General features: G+C 63.4%; 17 protein-coding genes and 1 pseudogene. 6 read left to right on the top strand and 12 right to left on the bottom strand.

What is annotated here, in order from left to right; translation table 11 throughout:
• Nucleotides 1-258 precede the first annotated feature (258 nt).
• From IVA80_RS01785 to IVA80_RS01775, 3 genes are all read left to right on the top strand, one after another.
• Nucleotides 259-3,363 carry a DEAD/DEAH box helicase gene (locus IVA80_RS01785; protein ID WP_247425473.1) on the top strand — a complete coding sequence of 1,035 codons (3,105 nt, stop codon included), beginning with the start codon at nt 259-261 and terminating at the stop codon, nt 3,361-3,363.
• Between the two features lie 108 nt (nt 3,364-3,471).
• On the top strand, nt 3,472-5,760 hold the full coding sequence (locus tag IVA80_RS01780) for an MHYT domain-containing protein (RefSeq protein ID WP_247425009.1): 2,289 nt from the start codon (nt 3,472-3,474) through the stop codon (nt 5,758-5,760).
• 317 nt (nt 5,761-6,077) lie between these two features.
• Nucleotides 6,078-7,847: an SDR family oxidoreductase gene (locus tag IVA80_RS01775; RefSeq protein ID WP_247425007.1), complete on the top strand. Its 1,770-nt coding sequence runs from the start codon at nt 6,078-6,080 to the stop codon at nt 7,845-7,847.
• A gap of 28 nt (nt 7,848-7,875) precedes the next feature.
• Here the strand turns inward: IVA80_RS01775 and IVA80_RS01770 are convergent, their stop codons facing one another.
• The 5 genes from IVA80_RS01770 to IVA80_RS01750 are packed head-to-tail and all read right to left on the bottom strand — an operon-like array spanning nt 7,876 to nt 13,881.
• The gene (locus tag IVA80_RS01770) at nt 7,876-10,287 is read right to left on the bottom strand and encodes a glucose/quinate/shikimate family membrane-bound PQQ-dependent dehydrogenase (protein ID WP_247425004.1); all 2,412 of its coding nucleotides are present in this window, start codon (nt 10,285-10,287) and stop codon (nt 7,876-7,878) included.
• A 4-nt stretch (nt 10,288-10,291) separates the two neighbouring features.
• Nucleotides 10,292-10,663: a c-type cytochrome gene (locus IVA80_RS01765; RefSeq protein ID WP_247425002.1), complete on the bottom strand. Its 372-nt coding sequence runs from the start codon at nt 10,661-10,663 to the stop codon at nt 10,292-10,294.
• A gap of 20 nt (nt 10,664-10,683) precedes the next feature.
• Nucleotides 10,684-11,319 (bottom strand): cytochrome c, encoded by a 636-nt coding sequence (locus IVA80_RS01760; protein WP_247425471.1) that lies wholly within the window; start codon nt 11,317-11,319, stop codon nt 10,684-10,686.
• Nucleotides 11,319-12,158, bottom strand: coding sequence for a substrate-binding domain-containing protein (locus IVA80_RS01755; RefSeq protein ID WP_247424999.1), 840 nt, complete (start codon nt 12,156-12,158; stop codon nt 11,319-11,321). Before IVA80_RS01755 ends, IVA80_RS01760 begins: the two co-directional genes overlap by 1 nt.
• Nucleotides 12,142-13,881, bottom strand: coding sequence for a methanol/ethanol family PQQ-dependent dehydrogenase (locus IVA80_RS01750; protein WP_247424996.1), 1,740 nt, complete (start codon nt 13,879-13,881; stop codon nt 12,142-12,144). Before IVA80_RS01750 ends, IVA80_RS01755 begins: the two co-directional genes overlap by 17 nt.
• Between IVA80_RS01750 and IVA80_RS01745 the strand changes: the two genes are divergently transcribed.
• Nucleotides 13,880-14,080 carry a hypothetical protein gene (locus tag IVA80_RS01745; RefSeq protein WP_247424993.1) on the top strand — a complete coding sequence of 67 codons (201 nt, stop codon included), beginning with the start codon at nt 13,880-13,882 and terminating at the stop codon, nt 14,078-14,080. The genes IVA80_RS01750 and IVA80_RS01745 overlap by 2 nt on opposite strands.
• Before the next feature lie 7 nt (nt 14,081-14,087).
• Here IVA80_RS01745 and IVA80_RS01740 read toward each other — a convergent pair whose 3' ends face one another.
• The 7 genes from IVA80_RS01740 to IVA80_RS38285 all read right to left on the bottom strand — a co-directional run bounded on the left by IVA80_RS01740 (nt 14,088) and on the right by IVA80_RS38285 (nt 19,980).
• Nucleotides 14,088-14,879: a heme-binding protein gene (locus IVA80_RS01740; RefSeq protein ID WP_247424991.1), complete on the bottom strand. Its 792-nt coding sequence runs from the start codon at nt 14,877-14,879 to the stop codon at nt 14,088-14,090.
• A 71-nt stretch (nt 14,880-14,950) separates the two neighbouring features.
• On the bottom strand, nt 14,951-15,874 hold the full coding sequence (locus tag IVA80_RS01735) for a cytochrome c oxidase assembly protein (RefSeq protein WP_247424989.1): 924 nt from the start codon (nt 15,872-15,874) through the stop codon (nt 14,951-14,953).
• Complete coding sequence (locus IVA80_RS01730) at nt 15,862-16,215, bottom strand: hypothetical protein (RefSeq protein ID WP_247424987.1); 354 nt, start codon at nt 16,213-16,215, stop codon at nt 15,862-15,864. The genes IVA80_RS01735 and IVA80_RS01730 overlap by 13 nt, the downstream gene beginning before the upstream one ends.
• A complete protein-coding gene (locus IVA80_RS01725) occupies nt 16,212-16,811 on the bottom strand; it encodes a cytochrome c oxidase subunit 3 (RefSeq protein ID WP_247424985.1) in 600 nt (199 codons plus the stop codon). The genes IVA80_RS01730 and IVA80_RS01725 overlap by 4 nt, the downstream gene beginning before the upstream one ends.
• Nucleotides 16,808-18,721 carry a cytochrome c oxidase subunit I gene (gene ctaD / locus IVA80_RS01720; protein WP_247424983.1) on the bottom strand — a complete coding sequence of 638 codons (1,914 nt, stop codon included), beginning with the start codon at nt 18,719-18,721 and terminating at the stop codon, nt 16,808-16,810. Before ctaD ends, IVA80_RS01725 begins: the two co-directional genes overlap by 4 nt.
• The gene (gene coxB / locus IVA80_RS01715) at nt 18,718-19,728 is read right to left on the bottom strand and encodes a cytochrome c oxidase subunit II (RefSeq protein WP_247424981.1); all 1,011 of its coding nucleotides are present in this window, start codon (nt 19,726-19,728) and stop codon (nt 18,718-18,720) included. The genes ctaD and coxB overlap by 4 nt, the downstream gene beginning before the upstream one ends.
• Before the next feature lie 129 nt (nt 19,729-19,857).
• The gene (locus IVA80_RS38285; protein ID WP_256467335.1) at nt 19,858-19,980 is read right to left on the bottom strand and encodes a hypothetical protein; all 123 of its coding nucleotides are present in this window, start codon (nt 19,978-19,980) and stop codon (nt 19,858-19,860) included.
• Nucleotides 19,981-20,186: 206 nt separating this feature from the next.
• On the opposite strand from IVA80_RS38285, the gene IVA80_RS01710 reads away from it, so the two are divergent.
• Together IVA80_RS01710 and IVA80_RS01705 are read left to right on the top strand one after the other, a co-directional pair.
• Complete coding sequence (locus tag IVA80_RS01710; RefSeq protein ID WP_247424979.1) at nt 20,187-20,657, top strand: metallophosphoesterase family protein; 471 nt, start codon at nt 20,187-20,189, stop codon at nt 20,655-20,657.
• A 466-nt stretch (nt 20,658-21,123) separates the two neighbouring features.
• Nucleotides 21,124-21,251 (top strand): annotated as a pseudogene (locus IVA80_RS01705) (efflux RND transporter periplasmic adaptor subunit); the annotation flags it as partial.
• Nucleotides 21,252-21,340: the final 89 nt, after the last annotated feature.

The following is a 21,340-nucleotide window of genomic DNA, read 5'->3' as shown; positions in this document are numbered from 1 at the left end:
GGGCTTACGTCTCTGCTTTTCAACCCAGTTGTGAAATTGTAATGACGTCATTGGGCCTTCCGGTCCGACGCGCGTTATCGATGGAGCTCGATTGAGGGGCTCGTCGTCGCTCGCCTCCGTGTGCGACATAATGATGGATCAAAATTGGCGCCCACCAGAAAAGCCCGCGCCGCGACGAGCGCGATAAAGACAAGGGGCAAGGGCTCGAAAAGCAAGAGCTCATCGCGTTCCGCGGTCTCGTCCTCATCGCCGCTCGGCATGCTTGCGCTGCATCTGCTCGATCAATGGGGGAAGTCCGGCCGCGATGGCCTCGTCTTCCTCTGCGGCGACGAGAACAGGGCTGAGCGGCTGGGTGGCGTGATCCATGCGCTCGATCCTTCGGTCGACGTGCTGGTGTTTCCGCGGCTGAACAATTTGCCATTCGACGGTCTGGAGCCGTCTCGCGAGGTCGCTGGCAGGCGGAGTTCGGTGCTGCGTCGCCTTGCCAAGGCAAAGAAGCCGGTCTTCCTCGTATCGACTGCGGAGGCCGTCATGGAGCGGCTGCCGCTTCCGGCGAGCTGGTCCAAGACCAGCCTCAGCCTGAAAGTGGGCGCGGCCTATTCCGAGCAGGAGCTGGAGAGCCGTCTGGAAGCTCTCGGCTACGATCTCGACGAGGAGGCGGAATATCCGGGCGGCGTCCTGTTCCACGGCAAGACGTTCGAGGTGTTTCCCGCAGGCGCGCTTGGTCCTTTTCGAATTGAGCATTCCGGCGGAGCGCTCCGCAGGATTGTCGCCGTCGATCCGATCGAGCATGAGGTCGTCTACGACACCAAGGAGCTGCTCATCGATCCCATGTCGGAGCGGATTGCGCTCGGAAGCAGGCGCGGACTGCGGGCCACGCTGCCGGACTATTGCAGTGGCGCGCGGTGGATCGTGGATGCCGGCGTGCCGGCCCATGCCGATAGCTGGCTGGGGACGATCGAGGAGGCCGCCGGCCGCAGGGACGTCGAGCGCGAGTATCTGGGGCGAGCGGACTGGAAGCGGCTGAAGAAACGCATGAGCGTGCTGCCGCAAAAATCGCATTTCACCCCGACGCCGGATTTCTCGAAGGCCACCTCGCCGAGGAAGATCCTCCGCGGATTCATTGCCGACATGCAAAGCGCCGGCTCGCAGCTGCTTTTCGTCGCGGCGGTCGACGATGACCTTCGCGCGATGGAGCGGCTGAGCGGCATCAAGGCGGAGCGCTGTGCCGATTGGAGCGAGGCCACGAAGGGACGGGATCGCGAGACGGCGCTGCTGGCCGACTTTGATGCCGGCTTCGTCGGGGCCGGCCGCAAGCCTCTGGTCGTCGTGACCGCGTCCGACGTGCTCGGCAGCAGAGCGCATCATCCGCAGCCTATGGCGAAGGCCTGGACGGCTGCTTTCGATCATCCGGATGTACCGGAGCGCGGCACGGCGGTGGTGCATTTGCAGCGCGGGCTGGCGGTGCTGGACGGCTTGCAGACCTTCGATATGGGAAAGGGATCGCGGCGCGAGATGATCAGGCTTGTGTTCGCGCAAGACAATGCCGTTCTCGTGCCGCCGGCCGATCTGGCCCTGATCTGGCCGTATGCGACGGAACCCGGCAAGCTGGCGCGGGACAAGGCGGACGGAAGCACTTGGTGGGCGCGGCGGACCGAAGCTGAAGCGGAAATTCAGGTCGCCGCCAAGGCGCTCGCCAAGCACATCAGCCAGCGCCGCCGCCGCCGCGCACCTAAACTTGTAGCCCCAGGATCGGCCTACGAGAGGTTCGTCGCGCGATTTCCGTATTTCACGACGGTCGACCAGGCGAAGGCAATTCAGGACGTGCTCGATGATCTGGCGGCAGGTCACCCCATGGACAGGGTCGTCTGCGGCGACGTCGGATTTGGAAAGACCGAGGTGGCGTTGCGCGCGGCAGCCGCCGTGGCGCTGTCCGGGAAACAGGTGGCGATCGCGGTGCCGACCACCGTCCTGGCGCGGCAGCATGTCGAAACCTTCCGTAAACGCTTCGGTCCTCTCGGCATCGAGGTCGGAAGCCTGTCGCGGGCCAGCTCGGGCCCGGAGACGCGAGAGACGAAGGAAGGGCTGCGAAGCGGCAGGCTGAAGGTCGTTGTCGGCACGCAGGCTCTTTCTGCAAAAGATGTGAAGTTCGCCGACCTTGGCCTCGTCATCATCGACGAAGAACAGCATTTCGGGGCAGCCGAGAAGGCGAGGCTTTCGGGGCTGGCAAAGAATGCCCATACGCTTTGGATGAGCGCGACGCCCATACCGCGCACGCTCGCTGCGGGTCTTGCAGGATTCCGGGATCTCAGCGTAATCGCAACGCCGCCCGTTCACCGGCTTCCGATCGTGACCAAGATCGCCCCGCTTTCAGATGCGGCCATTGCCGGAGCACTGCTTCGAGAGCGGAGGCGGCACGGACAGAGCTTTCTGATCTGCCCGCGCATCCAGGATCTGGAGCCGATGCTGGCCCGTGTGCAATCGCTGGCTCCCGACCTCCGCGTTGTCTCTCTCCACGGCAAAATGCCTGTTGACGAGCTCGACGACCGGATGATGAGTTTTGTCGATGGCGAGGCAGACGTCCTCCTGGCGACCAATATCGTGGAAAGCGGCCTCGATATTCCGCGCGCGAACACCATCGTCGTGTGCTGGCCCGAAAAGTTCGGCCTCGCGCAGCTCCATCAGCTCAGAGGTCGAGTGGGACGCGGCGGAACGCGCGCTTTCGCCTATCTGCTGGCGGAGTCGACCTCCGAGCAGTCCGAGAAGCGCTTGGCCGTCCTCGAGGAGTTCAGCAGGCCTGGCGCCGGCTTCGCCATCAGCGAGCGCGACCTGGACCTCAGGGGGGCCGGCGATCTGTTTTCGGAACAGCAGTCCGGGCACGTCCAGGTGTTCGGGCCGGTGCTCTACAGTCACCTTCTGAAGCTCGCTTCCGAGAGAACCAACGACACAGGCTCCGTGCTATGGGTGCCTGATCTGAATCTGCCCGTCGCCGACACGTTGCCTGAAGCTTATGTGCAATCGGAAGCAATGCGGCTCGAGATCTATGGCCGCGCCGCCAGATGCCGGAACGACGACGATCTGGAAGACCTGGAGGAGGAGACCTCGCGCCGTTTCGGCAGGCTCCCGCCGGAGGCGCGCGAGTTTTTTGCGGCCGCCAGGCTCAGGATCGATTGCAAGCGGCGTGGCATCGTCAGGCTCGATGTTGGGCCCGAGGCCGTCGCCGCGACAGTTCTCCCTGGGCGGCTGCGGAAATCCAGGGCGCGATCGCTTCAGCGCGACGGCGATCGCGTCGTCTACGCTGCCCCCGGGCACGATGACCCGTTCGGCCGGGTAGAGGAGTTCCTGGATCTTCTGGACGAGTGAAGGACCTTGATGATCCGCCCCCTGATCGAGGTCGGTCGGGCTCTGATCCCGCCGCCACTATTCAACTTAAGGTGAATTCGCGCAGGACTTCCGCTACAATCTTTGGAAATGAATCACCATACGGCTTCTCACGATCCCGTTCTTGTCGCGCTGTCGATCCTGATCGCCGCGCTTGCCTCCTACACAGCGCTCGACCTCGCGACCCGGATGCATGCCGCGTCTGGGCGGGCTCGTCCGGCTTGGCTTGCGGCCGCGGCAACCGCCATGGGCGGTGGCATTTGGTCCATGCATTTCGTCGGCATGCTGGCTTTCAGGCTGCCCGCGGTCGAGATCTCCTACGATCCATTCCTCACCTTTCTATCGCTTGTCGTCCCCATTGTTGTCGCGGCCGCGGCATTTGCCGTGGTCGGAAGACGCCCGCAGGCGCTCCTGGTGTCCGGCCTCGCGATGGGGCTTGGCATATCCGGCATGCATTATACGGGCATGGGCGCAATGAGAATGGCGGCATCCGTCGAGTACGATCCTCGATGGGTCGTGCTCTCCGTCGTGATCGCGATGTGCGCTTCGGTCGTGGCGCTCTGGCTCGCCTTTCGCAAGACAAATGCGACGCAGCGACTGTTCGCAGGACTTGTAATGGGTCTCGCGATCTCCGGCATGCATTACGCCGCTATGGAAGGTGCCTTGTTCGTGCCTGCGACCACCATGGCGGGGCACGCTGGACATTTCGTGGGTCGGGCGCCACTGGCATTTCTGCTCGCCGGCTCCACTATCCTGATCCTAAGCATTGGGATTGCCGCTGCCGTCTACGATAGGGCGTCGGCGGAGCGTGCCCAACGCGAGGCCAGCGCGTTGAGGCATAGTGAAGAACGTTTTCGACTCCTGGTGGAGGGCATCGCCGATCACGCCATGTTCATGCTCGAGCCGAATGGGTCCGTCGGAAATTGGAATCTCGGGGCGCGCCGGCTGATGGGTTATGGCGACGACATCGTCGGGACAAGCTACGCGATCCTTCATACCGACGAAGACCGCGCGTCCGGGGCGCCAGCACGTGCTCTCCTCGAAGCTGAGCGGGACGGCAAGTCAGCGGTAGAAGGCTGGCGCGTGCGCCGAGATGGCAGCCGTTTCTGGGCGGAGGCAACCCTGGTCGCGGTACGGAACGAAAGCGGCTGGATCACTGGGTTTGCCAAGATCGTGCGCGACATCAGCGAGAGAAGGCGGGCACAGGAAGCGCTGGATCGGGCACGCGAAGCGCTGACGTTATCGCAGAAAATGGAGACCATCGGTCAACTTACCGGGGGCGTCGCCCACGATTTCAACAACCTGCTCGCCGCTGTTCTCGGCAGCCTTGAGCTCTTGAAAAAGCGCCTGCAAACAGAGGATCCGAAGATACAGCGTCTCGTGGACAATGCGATGCAAGGCGCGCAGCGGGGCGCTCTGCTAACGCAGCGTTTGCTCGCCTTCGCTCGCAAACAGGATCTCAAACCGGCCGTCGTCGAGATCGCCGCACTGGTGCGGGGCATGGCGTCACTGCTGAGATTCGAGGCAGGCGTCCGTATCGACACGCTATTTCCGTTGGACCTGCCAAACGTAAAGATTGATGCCAACCAGCTCGAACTGGCTATCCTCAATCTCGCGGTAAACGCTCGTGATGCGATGCCGGCGGGTGGCCTGATAACCATATCCGCCCGAGACGAGCAGCACGAAGCTGGCGCTCCTCACTACGTCGCGCTTTCGGTGAGCGACACCGGCTGCGGCATGGACGAGGAGACGCTCAAGCACGCTCAGGAGCCGTTCTTTACGACGAAGGGCATCGGCAAAGGCACCGGGCTCGGACTATCGATGGTTCACGGCCTGGCTGAGCAGTCCGGCGGCAGGCTCGTCTTGAAGAGCCGCCTTGGGGTGGGCACGACGGCCGAGATCTGGCTGCCGGTAGCCGAGGAGGAGGCCGCATTGCCAGCACCGCGCGCGGAGGCTCCGTCACCCATACTTCGGGCCAACCGCCGGCTTTCTGTACTTCTGGTCGATGACGACCCTCTCGTGCTCGAGAATACGGCGGCAATGCTGGAGGATCTTGGGCATGCAGTGGTCGAGGCACGCTCGGGTCAAGAGGCATTGGATCTTCTCCGCCGCACGCGGATCATCGAACTCGTTGTCACCGACTATGCCATGCCGGGCATGACCGGTCTGCAGCTTGCTGAAGCGGTGGTCGTGGAGCGTCCCGGGACGGCAATCCTCCTGAGCACTGGGTACGCGGAGCTTCCCATCGAAGCGCGTTCTAACCTGCAGCGCTTGTCGAAGCCGTTCGATCAGGCTGCCCTTGAGAAGGCCATCGAGGAAGCGATGCGAGAGGCCGAGCACACGGGATCTGTCGTCGCGTTTCGGCCAAAGAGCGCGTGATCAGCGCGCGTAGCATGTGGCTTCCAAGCTTCTGCAGAGCGCGAGCCGGGGCGACATCTCTGCGGGTAGTCTGCGGGTAGTCTGCGGGTAGTCTGCGGGTAGTCTGCGGGTAGTCTGCGGGTAGTCTCAAGAGAGCAGGCCGTTACGCCCTCTTCGAAGTTCCGACCATGTGGCGGTGATGCGGGCGGAGGGGGCAGGTTCCGGGTCGCTCCTGCAGGCGGGCTCGCGCGTCCTGGCCGGAGCCTTGCGTCGGCTGCCGCTCAGGAACGAGCGCCGCTCCCGCGGTTTGAGCAAAGTCCTCCCGATGGAAGATGCTCATGCCAAGTTCCGATGCCGGTTTGTCGACTGCCAGTCTGTCGCGGGTGACGGACGATATCTGGATCTGCGATGACACGTCCATCAGCGCTGCCGGTCTGAAACTGCCTGTCCGTATGACTGTCATTCGCCTGTCGAACGGAGATCTCGTGCTGCATTCGCCAGTGAGATTTTCGCCGGCCCTCCGCCATGAGTTGGAGCGGCTAGGCGCGATAAGGTACCTGCTGGCGCCGAATATCGCGCACTGGATGTTCCTGTCCGACTGGCAGAGGGAGCTGCCGCAGGCAACGACATTCGCCGCGCGCGGCCTTTCGGCGCGCAGGCAGGTTCGAGCAGCACGCATTCGCATCGACCGAGAGCTTGGCGATACGGCACCCGAGGAATGGACCGCCGACCTCGGCACCGTGTCGGTGAACGCTCCGATGTTCTCCGAGATCGAGCTGTTCGACAAGCGAAGTCGAACGCTGGTTCTGACGGATCTCGTGCAGAACCTCGATCCAGGTGATCTCAGCGTTCCAAACCAGGCTGCGGCAAACCTCCTCGGCGTCACCAAGCCGGACGGCAAGGCGCCGGTCTATCTGCGACTTCTGCTGCGCCTCGGCGGCCGTTCGGTCCAGTCCGCGGCCGAGCGGCTCCTACGGCTGTCTCCGGAGCGGGTGATTTTCGCGCATGGCGACTGGTTCGAAACGGATGGGGCCGAGCTCCTCCGGCGATCCCTGCGCTGGCTGCTTCCCGCGTCCACCTCGGGACTTAAGCCGGGGCAAATGATCGGAACGCGCGTCGTCATAACCGGCGGCTCCAGTGGAATCGGACGTGCCACCGCACTGGCCTTCGCTCGCAGGGGCGCAAGCGTGATTCTCGCGGCACGCCGCAGCGAAATCCTGATGCGTCTCGCCGCAGAATGCGAGGCGCTGGGAGGCCGCGCATTGGCGATCCCGATCGATGTGACCGATGCGGAGGCAGTGCAGCGATTGGCCAGACAGGCCGAGGACGCGTTCGGCGGCATCGACGTGTGGATCAACAACGCCGGCACGGGCGTCTTCGGAGCCTATCAGGATGCCGATCTTGCTCTCCATCGCCGAACCATCGAGGTCAATCTCCTCGGCGCGATGCACGGCGCCTTCGCGGTGCTTCCGATCTTCCTCCGCCGGAACCGCGGCATTCTGATCAACAACATCTCGCTTGGGGGCTGGGCGCCGACACCTTTTGCTGCGGCCTATACTGCGAGCAAGTTCGGCTTGCGCGGCTTCACCGCCAGCTTGCGCCAGGAGCTCGGTGCGCACCCCAACATTCACGTCTGCGGCGTCTTTCCGGCCATAGTCGATACGCCAGGATTCGTTCACGGCGCCAACATGTCCGGGCGGCGGCTCGATCCTGGTCCGCTGCTCTACCAGTCCGAGGACGTCGCCGAGACATTCGTGAGCCTCGCCCGGGCGCCCCGTGACGAGGTCGCGGTGGGCTGGCCGGCTCGCGCCGGTCAATTTGCCTATGCGGTCGCTCCACAGGTGACGGAGAATATCCTGGGAGCTGCATTCCGCTTCCTGCTGTCGCGCGCGCGTCCCGAGAAGAGCAGCGAGGGCACCATGATCGAAGCTGGTTTGCAGGATACATCGACCGATGGCGGTTGGCTGTCACGGAAGCAACTTCCACCCGCCGCAGTGATCAGCAAGGGACTCGCGGTGCTCGGGATCGCTGCTTGCCTGGCAGTCGCAGCATCGAAGGCCGGCCGTTCGTCTCGCTCGCATGCGAGGAGGAGGCGTCGCCGAGCGTGATCAGCACCGCGCCGCCGCGGCGGCATTGCTACGGCCGTCGTTCCGGCAGCGCATAGGCGCGGACGTAATCGCCGAGCTTCGTGCCGAACGAGCCGTGCCCGCCGTCGACCGTCACGACGTATTGCCTGCCGCCGATTTCATAGGTCATCGGCGTTGATTGCCCGCCGGCAGGAAGGCGATCCTGCCACAGCTGACGGCCATCGCGAACGTCGAAGGCCCGGATGTAGTCATCCATCGTTCCCGTGATGAAGATGATGCCGCCGGCGGTGACGATCGGTCCGCCCAGCATGGGAACGCCAAGCTTGAAGGGCAGCGGCAGCGGAGCCTGATCGCGGATCGTGCCGATGCGGTGCTGCCAGACTACCTTGTGCGTCTTGAGATCGATGGCTGCGATGTTGCCCCATGGCGGAGCAAGGCAGGGAATGCCGAGCGGCGAGAGGAAAATGCCGAGATCGACGCCGTAAGGGGCGCCGTACATCGGCTGCACGCCGAGCTCGGTGCCCGGCGGGTGCGCCGCGTTCGGCGCGGCCGGATTGTCTCTTCCGCGCGGCACCAGGCGCGAGATGAACGGAATCGATTGCGGGTTCGCGATGGCAACCTGGCGCAGGGGATCGACAGCAATGCCGCCCCATTCGAACATGCCGAAGTCGCCGGGGAATACCAGCGTGCCCTGTTCCGATGGCGGTGTGAAAGGCCCCTCGTAGCGAAGCCGCTTGAATTTGATGCGGCAGACGAGCTGGTCGAACATCGTGCTGCCCCACATCTGGGCGTCCGCCAGCATTCCAGGTGGACGAAAGCTCAATTCCGAGAAGGGCTGGGTTGCTGACAGCCGGTCTCCTGGCGCGGCGCCCTGCGGTACCGGCTTCTCCGGCGCAGGCACCAACTGATGCCCGTCGCGGCGGTCGAGCACAAAGATGTCGCCTGTCTTTGCCGGAATGTAGATCGCCGGCGTCAGCCCGTTATCAGAACGGAGATCAACCAGACTCGGTTGCGACGGCATATCCATGTCCCAGAGATCGTGGTGCACGTTCTGGAACGACCAGCGCAGCTTCCCGGTCATGATGTCGAGCGCGATCAGCGCCGAATCGTAACGCTCGTTCTCCGGTGAACGGCCACCGCCCCAGATATCCGGGGAGCTCGAGCCGAGCGGGACATAGACGAGGCCGAGAGTCTCGTCGACCGCGGAGATGCTCCATGAATTGGGTGAGCCGGCCGTAAAATGATGCGAGGCCGAGGGCATCTCGTTCGGGTCGGGATTGCCGGCATCGAACGCCCAGATCAATCGTCCGGAATAGATATCGAAGCCGCGGATCACGCCGGACGGCACGCGGTCGGAATAGTTGTCGATCACCGCTCCGCCGACGATCAGCACCTTGTCCGTAACGACGGGCGGCGAAGTGCCCTCGTAGAAGCCGAGCGTCTGGATCTCGCTTCCCTCCTTGAGGTCGATTTGGCCGTGATTGCCAAAGCTCTCACAAGGCTTGCCGCCCTGCGCATCGAGCGCGAACATTCGCCCGTCGTTCGTGGGCACGAAAACGCGCTCCGCACAATCGGCCGGAGCCGGCGCGCCGTCTGCGGTGATCGCCCCTGATCTGGTCGCGTGATAGGCCACGCCGCGGCAGGTCATGTGCTGGAAGGCTTTGTTGTGCTGGACCTGCGGATCGAACTTCCAGCGCAGTTTTCCGGTCGTAGCTTCCAGCGCGAACACGATCTGGTGCGGAGAGCATGTGTAGAGCAGATCGCCGATCTTGAGGGGCGTGGCCTGGTTGGTGATCTCGTCGGGATCATCCGGCCCCTTGTGATCGCCGGTGCGAAATTCCCAGGCCAGCCTGAGGTCCTTCACATTGTCCTTGGTGATCTGGCTCAGCGAAGAATAACGCGTGCCGAAGCCGCTGCTGCCATAGGCCGTCCAGTTCTCGCCGGCGGTAGGTACGGTCGGCCCGGAGGCTGCACTGGCGCCGGCTGTTTCGCGTTCTGGTACAGTACCAGCGAGATCGTGGCGATCGCTCGTCAGCGAGACGCCGAGCACGACCGCCGCGACGACCAGTACGAGGCCAAGCGCCCACCGCGCGGCACGCAAGCGAGGGGTGAGATGGCGCGCGACGAATGGCAGCATCAGCCATACGCCCAGCGGCGCAAGCACATCGCCCCGCGGCGCCAGCGACCAGAAATCGAGGCCGACCTCCCAGATCGCCCACGCCATCGTGCCAAGCAGCAGCGCAGCGTAGACCCAGAGCGCCTCGGCGCGACGGATCGCTAGCAGCCAACCCGTGAGCAGAAGCATGATTCCTGCGACGAGATAGTAAACGGAGCCACCAAGGGCCGCGAGCCAGGTACCGCCGCCGGCGAGGGCCAATCCCATGATAGCGACAACCACAATGGTGACGGCCAGCAGCGGCGCGTCGCGGAGCCAGTTCGTTGAACCAGGGATCGGATTCATGATGTTACTTCAGGGTATAGAGAAACGCCGCGATGTCGCGCGCGTCTTGCTGCGGGATGCCCATCCTCGGCATGGCGTTGCCGGGTAATGCTCGCTGCGGATCCTCGATCCAGTCTGCCATGTTGTCGGGCGAGTTCTGGATGAAGCCGGCAATATACGTTCGCGTGCCGATGCGGCGCAGCGGCGGGCCGACATTGCCATCCGCTCCCGCAACGCCAGGAATGTCGTGACAAGTGCCGCACTGATAGTGTCTGACGAGGTCAGTGCCACGGCGAGCATCGCCCGTGAAATTGTCCGGACCCGCAGCCTTGCCTTCGCAGGCAGCGGTTGCCATGGCCAGGAGCGAGGCGACTAACAATCGTGTACCCGACACCATCGGCTGCTCCGCTTCACCGGTCAGGGTTTCTGGCCGGAATTGAAGGTCTTGGTGGCGGACCAGGGATCGGTCGTAGAGACTTGTTCGGTCGGGACCTGTTCGATTTCTGGCGACAGCGGATTTGCCGAGAAAGTCCGGCCCCATTGATGGCTCGGCTCGTTGCTGATCTTGCCGATATAGGTGACGAGGTCCCAGATCACACTGTCAGGCAGTACGCCGCCCCAGGTCGGCATCCCGTTCGGCCGCCCCTGGAAGATCGAGAGAAAGATGTTCTCGGGCTGCGAGCCGTAGGCAAAAGTGTTGTTGCTCAGCGCCGGCCCCATGCCGCCGCCGCCATTGGGCGCGTGGCAGCCGACGCAGTTGAAGTTGACATAGTAAGTCATCCCGCGCTGCTCCGCGTTGGGATCGCCTTGAACGGGGTTCTTGATCTGAGGCCGGTCCGGCTGCGCGCCCGGGAAGAGGGTGGTGACCGGGACCTGCATGAACACGCCGGGCCTCCCACCGCCGATGCTGCCGCCGAAATTCGGGCGAGGCGTCAGCGTCGGCAGTTGTGCCTCCTGTGATTGCGGCAGCGTCTGCTGGGCAAGTACGGCACCGTTCGGGACGGCTGCCAACAGCAACGATATGGCGCTCGCGCGCAGCACTGGAGCAGACATCACTTATGGCCTCCCGATACTGTTACGGGCATGTCGACCAGCGGCACGCCGTAATTTCGCAGCAGCGACGTGATCTCGGATCGGTGAGCGTCGATGAACGCATTCAGCCGGTCGCGCAAAGCGCGGTCGCCCTTGCGCACGCCCATCGAAATGGCGAACCGGAACTGCTGGGGCGCAAAGCGCTCGTAGTCCCGGATCGGCGTGACCGTCAGCGGCACGGCTGAGCGCTGCGCGAAATAGCCGCCCAGCGGACCCCACGCGGCTGCGATGTCGATCTCGCCGTTTTCGACCGCCTCGATCAGGCGCGCCGGCGGGTCAGCCTCGCGATAGTCGCCATAGATCGAGTAGCCGCGGACATTGTCGACGATGCCCTGTTCACCGAGGGCCTGCGCGGGTGGCGGATTGGTGCCGTCGTCGCCGATCAGATGCACTCCGATCACGAGGTGACGGAGGCGGGAATCGAGCAGTGAGGAAAGATCGAGGCGCCGGTCTTGCCGCGTGACGAAGACGTAAGTGGAGCGATAATAGGGCTTCGTCGCCTCTACCAGATCATAGCCGGACGGCACGCCCATCACGACGTCGCATTTTCCGGCTTTCAGTGTGTTGCGGATGAAGCCGCGGCGCTGCGCCCACCAGGTGTATTGCACCTGCTTGCCGAGGTCTTCGGCCACCATCGCTGCGAGCTTATTCTCGAATCCAGCCTCGGCGCTGTTCGAGAGTGGCAGATTGTTTGGATCGGCACAGACGCGAAATTCACCATCCGCGGTGGCGGCTGCGGTAGTCACGAGCCCGATCAGGATGACGAGGGCGATGCTGAAATAGCTATTTCGCAGGCGCATGGCTGGCGTCCTCACCATTTGCGGCACCGAGCTTGAACACCAGCAGCTCACTTCCGCCGGCCGTGTAGAACGGCAGATCCTGCATCGCACCGGCAAAGCCGAGCGCGCCGTTGCGTACCCGCGGATCGACCTCGGCATTGGCCACCACCCCCGGCCAGCCGCCGACGCCCGACAGGATCGCGATGTATTGCTGTCCGTCGGAGCCGCGATAGGAGATCGGTTGGCCAATGAAGCCGGAGCCCGCCCGGAACTGCCACAGCAGGTGCCCATCCTTGGCATCCACCACTTTGAAAAGGCGATCCATGGTGCCGTAGAACGCGACGTCTCCGGCTGTCACCAGCGCGCCACTCCAGACCGGCAGCTTCTCGTGGACCTCCCAGGCTTTCTTGCGCGCGACGGGATCCCACGCCATGAACTCGCCGCGGTAGCCGCCAGGACCGGCATACATGTCGACGTCTGCGCCGACATAGGGCGTGCCGGCGATGTAGCCGACCTGAGAGGGCTTGAAGTCCATACAGAGATGCTGATGGGGCACGTACAGCAGCCTGGTACGCGGTGACCAAGCCGTCGGCTGCCAATCCTTGGCGCCGGGCGCGCTCGGGCAAATGTTCTCGACGGTCTTGCCGACAAGCGGCGTCTTCTCCTCGTTCGGGATGATCTTGCCGGTCTTCAGATCGACGCCCTTGTAGGCGTTGACGAATTCATAGGCGTCCGCCGAGATCACTTCGCCGGTGGCACGATCCATGACGTACATATAGCCATTGCGCCCGGGGTGGATGAGGACCTTGCGCGGTTGGCCATTCAGTTGGAGGTCGACGAGCACGTTCTCGTTGATCTCGTCGTGGTCGAACAGGTCGTGCGGGTTGATCTGGTAGGCCCATCTGGCGCGACCGGTATCGGGATCGCGAGCAAAGATCGACGCACTCCAGAGATTGTCACCGCTGCGCTGGCTCGCATTCCAGGGACTCGGATTGGCGGTGCCGTAGTAGATCAGATTCAAGTCGGAGTCGTAGGAGATCCAGCCCCAGACCGTGCCGCCGCCGATCTGCCAGCGGTCGGCGGGCCAGGTCTTTACGCCGAGATCCTTGCCCTTGAGATTGTCGTAGAATGGCTTGAAATCGTCGCCGATCAGCACGTCCTTGTCCGGGCCGGTCGAATAGGCGCGCCAAGCGATGGCTCCCGTGTTTTCGTCCAGTGCAGTGACCCAGCCGCGCACGCCCAGTTCGCCGCCGCTGTTGCCGACGAGAATCTTCCCCTTCACCACGACGGGAGCCATGGTGATCGTCTCGCCCTTGTTGATCTCACCGAGCTTGGTGTGCCAGAGTTCCTTGCCGGTCTTGGCGTCGATCGCGACGGTGTGGTTGTCGAGCGTATTGAGGAAGACCTTGCCGTGGTCGAAGGCAAGCCCGCGACTGACGACATCGCAGCAGGCGACGCCCGCAGCGGCAGGCTCGGGTCGCGGCGCATAAAACCATTTCAATTCACCCGTCGTGGCGTCGAGTGCGAACACGCGGTTGGGGTAGGGCCCGGCGTAGGGGCCGACTACGTACATGGTGCCGTCCACTACGAGCGGCGCCGCCTCCTGGCCCCGATCAGCACCGAGCGAGAACGTCCATGCCAGCTGCAGGCGCTGCGCATTACCGGTGTTGATCTGGTCGAGCTCGCTGTAGCGGGTATTGGCGTAGTCGCGCGCCGCCATCGGCCATTGGGCTGGATCTTTCATGCGGCTGGCCAGATCGCTCTGGGCGAAGCTGGGCGAAATCAACGCGCAGTACGCGCAAAACACGCTCAACATCCGCGCGAAGCCACGCACTAACATATGTAAAGATCTCCACGGCAGTGATGAGGCCGTGCCTGCGCTGCAGGCCGGTTTGCCAATGTACAAACGTTGCGCTTTCGCTTGGTTCCAAAGCGGCGATTGACGATCTGCTATCTCACGACATTTCCCGATACGCCGGCACCGAGATCGACTGCGATCTGGTCTTCCTTGCCGTTGCACTTGGGGTGACCGAATCCCGATGGGCTTTTGCCGTCCGGCCCGATGTCATAGATGATTGCGTCCTTCATATTCGGACTGATACCGGCCGGCACGCGGTCAAGTCCGAGCAGGTGACGCACGCGCCAGGCGACATTGTGATCCGCACAGGAGCTGTCGCCGCTGACGCTTAAGGCGCCCGCGATGCCATTGCCGTCATAGAGTGCCAGCCCGCCGCCGAAGACGATCATGCCACCGACGGGCTTGCCGACCATCGGATCGTGCGCGGTCCCGAATTCGTCTTGTGTGCCGGCGTACAGGATCTCCGGGGATGGAGGGTTGCTGAGAGCCGCACCGAACAGGAATCCACCAGGTTGCGCGCCTGCGTACAGATTGCCCGTCGCCATCGCCTTGTTCTTCAGGCTGAACGCATTCGCCGTATTGGCCTTCTCGGCTGCGATGGCCCGGCTGCCCAGCCATTGGTCGTCGACCTTGCTGCCGCTGTAGGCGACGGCGCATACGATGCCCTGCCGGTTCACGACAGCGGCCCACTCGTTGTTGTCCAGCCCGCCATTGCTCGGGCCTCCGCCGGGCTTGACGCTCTTCTTGAGGATGTCGGCGAGCTGGTCGTGATCAACCGGGCACGACATCGCGGGCCGGGGCTGGTCCTGCGCGTTCAAGGCAACGAGCATCGAAAATGCTGCGATCAAGATCGCAGCTGCCGTCGTGACGGATCGCTTGCCCATGTGGCCTCCTGGAGTGTCGCAGTCAGCATGCGAACGTTCGAGGAGAAGTTGCGGTTCCTATGCAGGGTCGCTCAGCCGGGATGTTGAACGAGCCAGAGGCGGGAGTGCCCATCGTCCGCGGTTAGCCACCGATAGGCGAAGAACAAGGCTGCGCACGTGTAGAGGATGCCCATCGGCACCCACATCAGGATGCCGGCGAGCTGCTGGTCTTCGAGCGGCGAGAGGCCGAATTCGCCGGCGAGTGCACCCTGGACCGGGATCCAGAGCCGCGGCGATACCGTCAGCAGGGCTCCCAGCACGCCGGAATGCAGGATGGTAATGAACAGGCAGGCGACGGCGATGCCATCGCGAACCCTGATGCTGCGGCCACGTCCGCGGCCATGCAGCAGCACCCACCAGAACAACAGCGCGGTCGCAAAGAAGCTGAAGTGCTGGAGGCGATGGACCGCGGGATTCTCGAGCGCCCATGCGTAAAGGGGTGGTGCATGCCAGACCCAGAGCGCTACGCCGTGGAGGATAGTTGCGCTCATAGGGTGGCTCACAAAACTCCAGGGCCACGCCAAGATAGGCAGATTGAGAACGCGGCCTGCCGCCGGGCGGAACGAGACTGGGAGGCTCCACAATATTGGGCCATTGATCCGGGCAAAAGCCATCAGCGGTGCGGCCACGGCCATGAGCAGTTCGTGCTCGAGCATGTGCGCGGCGAACAACTGCTCGCCGAGCCAATGCAGCGGCGAGGTCACGGCAAGCGCGGCGATCAGCCAGCCGGCCCAGAACGCTGCGACCTGGCGGAAACTGACGCCGCGGCCCCCTCCTGCATGTCGCCATAGGCGCTGCGTTCCAACGTAGAAGCCGATGCCCACGGCATAGAGCGGGGCCATGAGCCAGGGATCGTAGCTCCAGAGCGAGCCTGGATCGACGTTCGAGAGGCCGTGCGCATCGGCTGGCTGCGCGAGTAGCGCAAGCAGAAGTGCTGCAAAGCTCAGCGCAGACATGGGCTGATCATGAGCGACGCGGCGAGCTGGTTCGCAATCACCAGCGCGAACAATACGCCGGAGCCGACGCCGAGCCAGGCCATGAACGTCCTTGGCCCGCCACCTTGCGCATCGGCCCATTCAGCTCCGGCGCTGCGTCGAGCCGCGCGGGCCGATGTGACAGTGCCGGCAAGGGCGAGGACGGCCAGAATGGCGCTCAGGATTGCGCCGCTCATCCTGGTGTTCTCGCACGAAAAGTGCGCGAACACGTAGACGCCTTGCAAATTGACGCCCCATGCAAGCGGCCCGAGCGCGACGCCGGCCCAATAGAGCAGTCTGGAATGTCCGTCAGCTTCGGTCATAGGCGCGGCACCCAATCCAGCAGAACGTACAGAGGCAGCCAGGCAAGCACGACGAAGTTCCAGTAGAACACGTTGTCGGTTACGTCGCTGAAGCGGCGCGGCTTCGCGTGCTTCGTGAACATCAGCACGGCCAGCACGATCGTATCGCCAACATCGGTGGCGAGGTGAGTCGTGTGCAGTCCCAGAATAAGCCACACGATCGATCCGTAGGCGGAATTATCCCAGCGGGTGTTGAGATGTGCGAACTCGAAGCCGCGCAGCACCAGAAGCGCGATGCCGATCGCGGCCATCACGATCAGGCAAATGCGGACCTTTGCGAGATCCTGCCGATGCGCCGCGCGGCTGGTATATTCATTGGGAATAATGCTCAGCAGATAGAGCGCAACCTCGGCCGTGCCCGGCCAGAGATCGGGCGGCGAGGCCCCGATCGGCCAGTTCGGATTGACGGCGTAGAGATAAAGATAGGCGCCGATGGCAATTGCGAAGCCCATGCCTTCAACGGCGATGAAGCCCATGGCACCCCACCAGGGGCCGCTCCGCGGACCGAAGCCGTAGGTCGGCAGGTCCGAGACGTTGCGCACGATCGTCTGCCTCACGCCTCGTCCTCCTTGCTGCCCGCCGGCCAGAACCAGCCGATCAGGGTGACGGCCATCGGCGGCGTGCCCCAGAGCACCGCCCAGGGTGTGAAGATGGAGCCGATGAAGAATATTGTCGTCGCGATCGCGGCGAGCAGCGGCCAGATGCTCGGCTCCGGCGAGGCCTCGCGGATCTGCGGCTCGGCTTCCGCAAGCGAAGTCAGCAGGACTTCGCGCCGCTCTGCGCTGAGGCCGGCGACCACGGGCAAGCTTTCGCTGTCGGCCCAGAGCGGATCGCGGTGCTTGACGATGGGAATGCGATCGAAATTCTGGGGTGGGGGCGGCGATGAGGTCGCCCATTCCAGCGTCGCTGCGTTCCAGGGATTGTCGCCCGCGAGCTCACTCTTTCGGAGGCTGTAGATCACATTGACGAGCAGCAGCGCGAAGCTGAGCGCGAAAATGAGAGCACCGCCGCTGGACAAGAGGTTCAAGTGCGCCCAGTCCATGTCGGCAGTGTAGGTGTAGACCCGGCGCGGCATTCCGATCAGCCCGAGGATATGCATCGGGAAGAACGCAACGTTGAAGCCGATGAAGGCGAGCCAGAAATTCCAGCGCCCGAGCCTTTCGCTCAGCATGCGGCCGGCGATCTTGGGAAACCAGTAGTAGACCGCGCCGACCAGCGGGAAGACGGCGCCGCCGATCAGCGCGTAGTGAAAGTGAGCAACGACGAAATAGGTGTCGTGCACCTGGGTGTCGATCGGCACCGAGGCGACCATCACGCCGGACAGGCCGCCGAGCACGAAGATCACGATGAAGCCGATCACGAACAACAGCGGCGTCCGGTAAACCGGGCGCCCGTCCCAGAGCGTCGCCAACCAGCAGAAGATCTGGAGGCCGCTCGGCACCGCGATCAGCATGCTGGAGGCCGTGAACAGGCCGGCGCCGAGCTGCGGCAGCCCCGTGACGAACATGTGGTGGACCCACAGGCCGAACGACAGGAAGCCGATTGCGATCAACGAGAGAACGACGACGGGATAGCCGATCACCGGCCGACGGGCAAACGTCGCGAGGATCGCCGAAACCATGCCGGCGCCCGGGATGAAGATGATATAGACCTCGGGGTGGCCGAAAAACCAGAACAGATGCTGCCAGAGCAGAGGGTGACCGCCCGAGGAGGAGTCGTAGAATCGGGTGTTGACGAGGCGGTCCAGGATCAGCGACGTCGACGCGACCATGATTGAGGGCATCGCGAACATCACCAGGAAGGCCGTGACCAGCATCGCCCACACGAACAGGGGAATGCGGTCGAGCGTCATGCCGGGCGCGCGGAGCTTGAACACGGTGACGATGATTTCCACGGCGACCGCGAGTGCTGCGACCTCGGTGAAGGTGATCATCTGCGCCCAGACATCCGGGCGCTTCGTCGGCGTATATTGCAGCGAGGAGAGCGGGACATAGGCAAACCAGCCGACGTCCGGGCCGACATTGAGCAGAAAGGAGATCCAGAGAAAGCAGCCGCCGAACAGAAAAATCCAATAACTGAAGGCGTTCAGCCGCGGGAAAGCGATGTTCCGCGTGCCGACCATCAGCGGCACGAGGTACACGGCGAAGGCCTCCATGACCGGCACGGCGAACAGGAACATCATTGTCGACCCGTGCATCGTGAAGATCTGGTTGTACTTGTCGGCGGAGAGAAACGTCTTCTCCGGTCCGGCAAGCTGAACGCGCATCAGGATCGCAAGAATGCCGCCGAGAAGCAGGAAGGCGAATGCGGTCAGGATATAGCGACGTCCCACCACCTTGTGGTCGACCGCCATGAGCGCACCAACCAGTCCGGGCGGCGTGCGCCACACTTTCTCCAATTGCGTGGAAAGCTGAAGGCCATTCAGGACGTCGTCACGCAACTCATTTGGTTCCGCGGCCGTGCTCACTTGAGCTGCTCCAGATAATGAAGGATCGCGATGAGCTCGTCCGATTGCAACGGCATCTTCGGCATGAGATTGCCGGGCTTGATGTGCTGGGGATCCGCGATCCAGCCGCCGAGCGTCGCCGAGGTATTCGGCAGCGTTCCCGCCGCGATGGTCGTGCGGCTGCCAATATGCGTGAGATCCGGGCCAAGCTGTCCGCCGGCCAGCGTGCCGCTGACGTTGTGGCACAAGGCACAACCGCGAGCCCGGAAGAGAGCCTCGCCCTGCTTGCCGAGCTGGTCGGCGGGGCTGTTGGCGCTCTGGTTTTCACGATCGCGCCACTGGCCGAATTCATCCGGCGGCAAAGCGATCACCGCGAATGCCATGTTGGCGTGCTGGAGCCCGCAGAACTCGGCGCATTGTCCGCGATAGATGCCGGCGTTCTTCGCCGTGAATTGCAGCTCGTTCTTCTGCCCGGTGATGAGGTCCATTTTCCCGGTCAGGCTCGGCACCCAGAAGCTGTGGATCACGTCGGCGGATTCCAACTCGACCTTCACCGGCTGTCCGGTCGGGATGCGGATCTCGTTCGCCGTCACGAAGCTCCGATGCGGGCTATCGGCCTCATAGCGCACCTCCCACCACCACTGGTGTCCGATGATTTTCAGCGTGAGGGTGTTCGCGTCCTTGGCGAAGACGGTGCGCTGTCCGGCATAGCTGACAATGGAAAGGCCGATCACGACCACGGCGGTCGCAATGCCAAGCCCGAGGATGACGCGTCCTGTACGTTCTTCGAAGGGCTGATGGAGGTCGAGAGGCTGATCGGCCGGGCGCTTCCGGCGCAACATTCCCAATGCGAGCACGATGACGACCGCGATCCAGACGATTGCCGCGACAGCGAGGAAAATGAATAGCGTATATTGAATCTGCTGGGACTGTAGACCCTGTGGGTCGAGCGCCGATTGCCGACCGGCGCAGGCAGCAAGCGGCCAGGTCGTACATAACACCAGAACCCGTCGCAGCCGGACCTGCATAGACGCGCCGTACTCCGCTTCACAGGCGGAACCAGACAATTGTGCAAAGGTTCCTATTCACTCTTGGGACGGTCGGCGTGCTCAGCCCCGGACGGGGACATATCGAGCGTCATTCATCGCGCCGACGAACTAGAATGGCCAGCCCTTGGCAGCAATCACGATTGCGGCGTCGCCCGCGGCCATCAGCAGCAAGACGACGAGAATGGCGATGATAGCTCCGGGCTGGACAAGCACGCGCAGTTCGTCGAGCATGATCAGCTCCAATTCCGAGGTTCCGCAACAGAAATGTCCCGATGACCGGGAGGTTCCTGCGGACGTGCTACGAATCTACGCGCCGCCCGCGCCGGAACGACATCCCGAACTCGCGGGAGCTACTTTTCTATCCTCGTCACGAACCTGGACGGCGAAAAGATCGGCCGGGTGCCGCTGGACGTCCTGCACTGAGGTAGTGATCTGGCATGACGTTCAGGATTGGGGTGATCTCCGACACGCACGGGCTGCTGAGGCCGGAGGTGGAGCGCTGCTTCGCCGGTGTGTCCCACATCATCCATGCCGGCGATATCGGCGCTCCGAACATCGTGGAGAGCCTTCGCCACATCGCGCCCGTCACCGCAATCAGAGGAAATGTCGATCGAGCCGAGTGGGCGAAACGTGTTCCTCAGACCCAAACGTTGCGTCTCGGCGGTCGCTGCTTCTACGTGTTGCACGATCTGAAGGAACTGAAACTCAGCCCGGCTGACCTCGGAATCGACGTTGTGATTTCCGGCCATTCCCATCGGGCGCGGATCGAGACCGCTGACGGAGTGCTCTACTTGAATCCAGGAAGCGCAGGACGCAGGCGCTTCAGGCTGCCGGTTACACTGGCAACGCTCGAACTCGATCAGGACGGGCCTCTCCAGCCGGTCATTCACGACCTCGACAGAGTCTGACGGGGTGGCGCGCAGGCGCGCGACGCCTGCTGCTGCCTAGTACGTATTCGATTTCCGCCATTGCTCCAGATCGGCCGGCAGCCGTTTCGGATCAATCTGGTCCTTTTCGGGATTGCCTGCCAGGATTCGTTCGTCTGCCGGTGAGTGGGCACGTCGGTCTGCTGCCGCGGATCGTCCAGCCGCGTTTCTCTCGGATCGTTCTCAATGGCCTTTGACATATATTCCCCTTCCAGGATTGCACGACGGTGTTTTGGCAACGCCTTCGTTTCGCTGACCAACCCAAGCGACGACGAGGCGCTCCTTGCTGCTTCTGCATTCGTTAGTGCTGCGGCGATTCAGCATCCCTGAACGCGTTTTTTTCGGCGACCAGCAAACGATCGGTCGCGGATATTCCGGGACGCATAGCGACGCTGCGATCTTGAGATTGACTTGTGAATACCGGTGAGCAGGTCAAAGCCGGTCAGCCGCAGACGCGGACGGAACGGTGGTCGAAGCGCTTGGCGAGCCCGGGCAGGTCGTCTCCGCTGGCCAGACGGTCGTTCGGATTGCAAAGGCCGGGCCCTCGCGAAGTCGCTTCCCGAAACGATCCGGCCATCGACCGCCTGCGCGACCGAGGCCGGTGTGTATGGGGCGGCCGACGGCCGGCTACCACGCACAAGAGCAAGCCAGTCGTTCACGGCCCG

It is taken from the genome of Bradyrhizobium sp. 139 (genome assembly GCF_023074175.1).
Lineage (GTDB): Bacteria > Pseudomonadota > Alphaproteobacteria > Rhizobiales > Xanthobacteraceae > Bradyrhizobium.
This window is presented reverse-complemented; position numbering and strand designations above follow the sequence as displayed.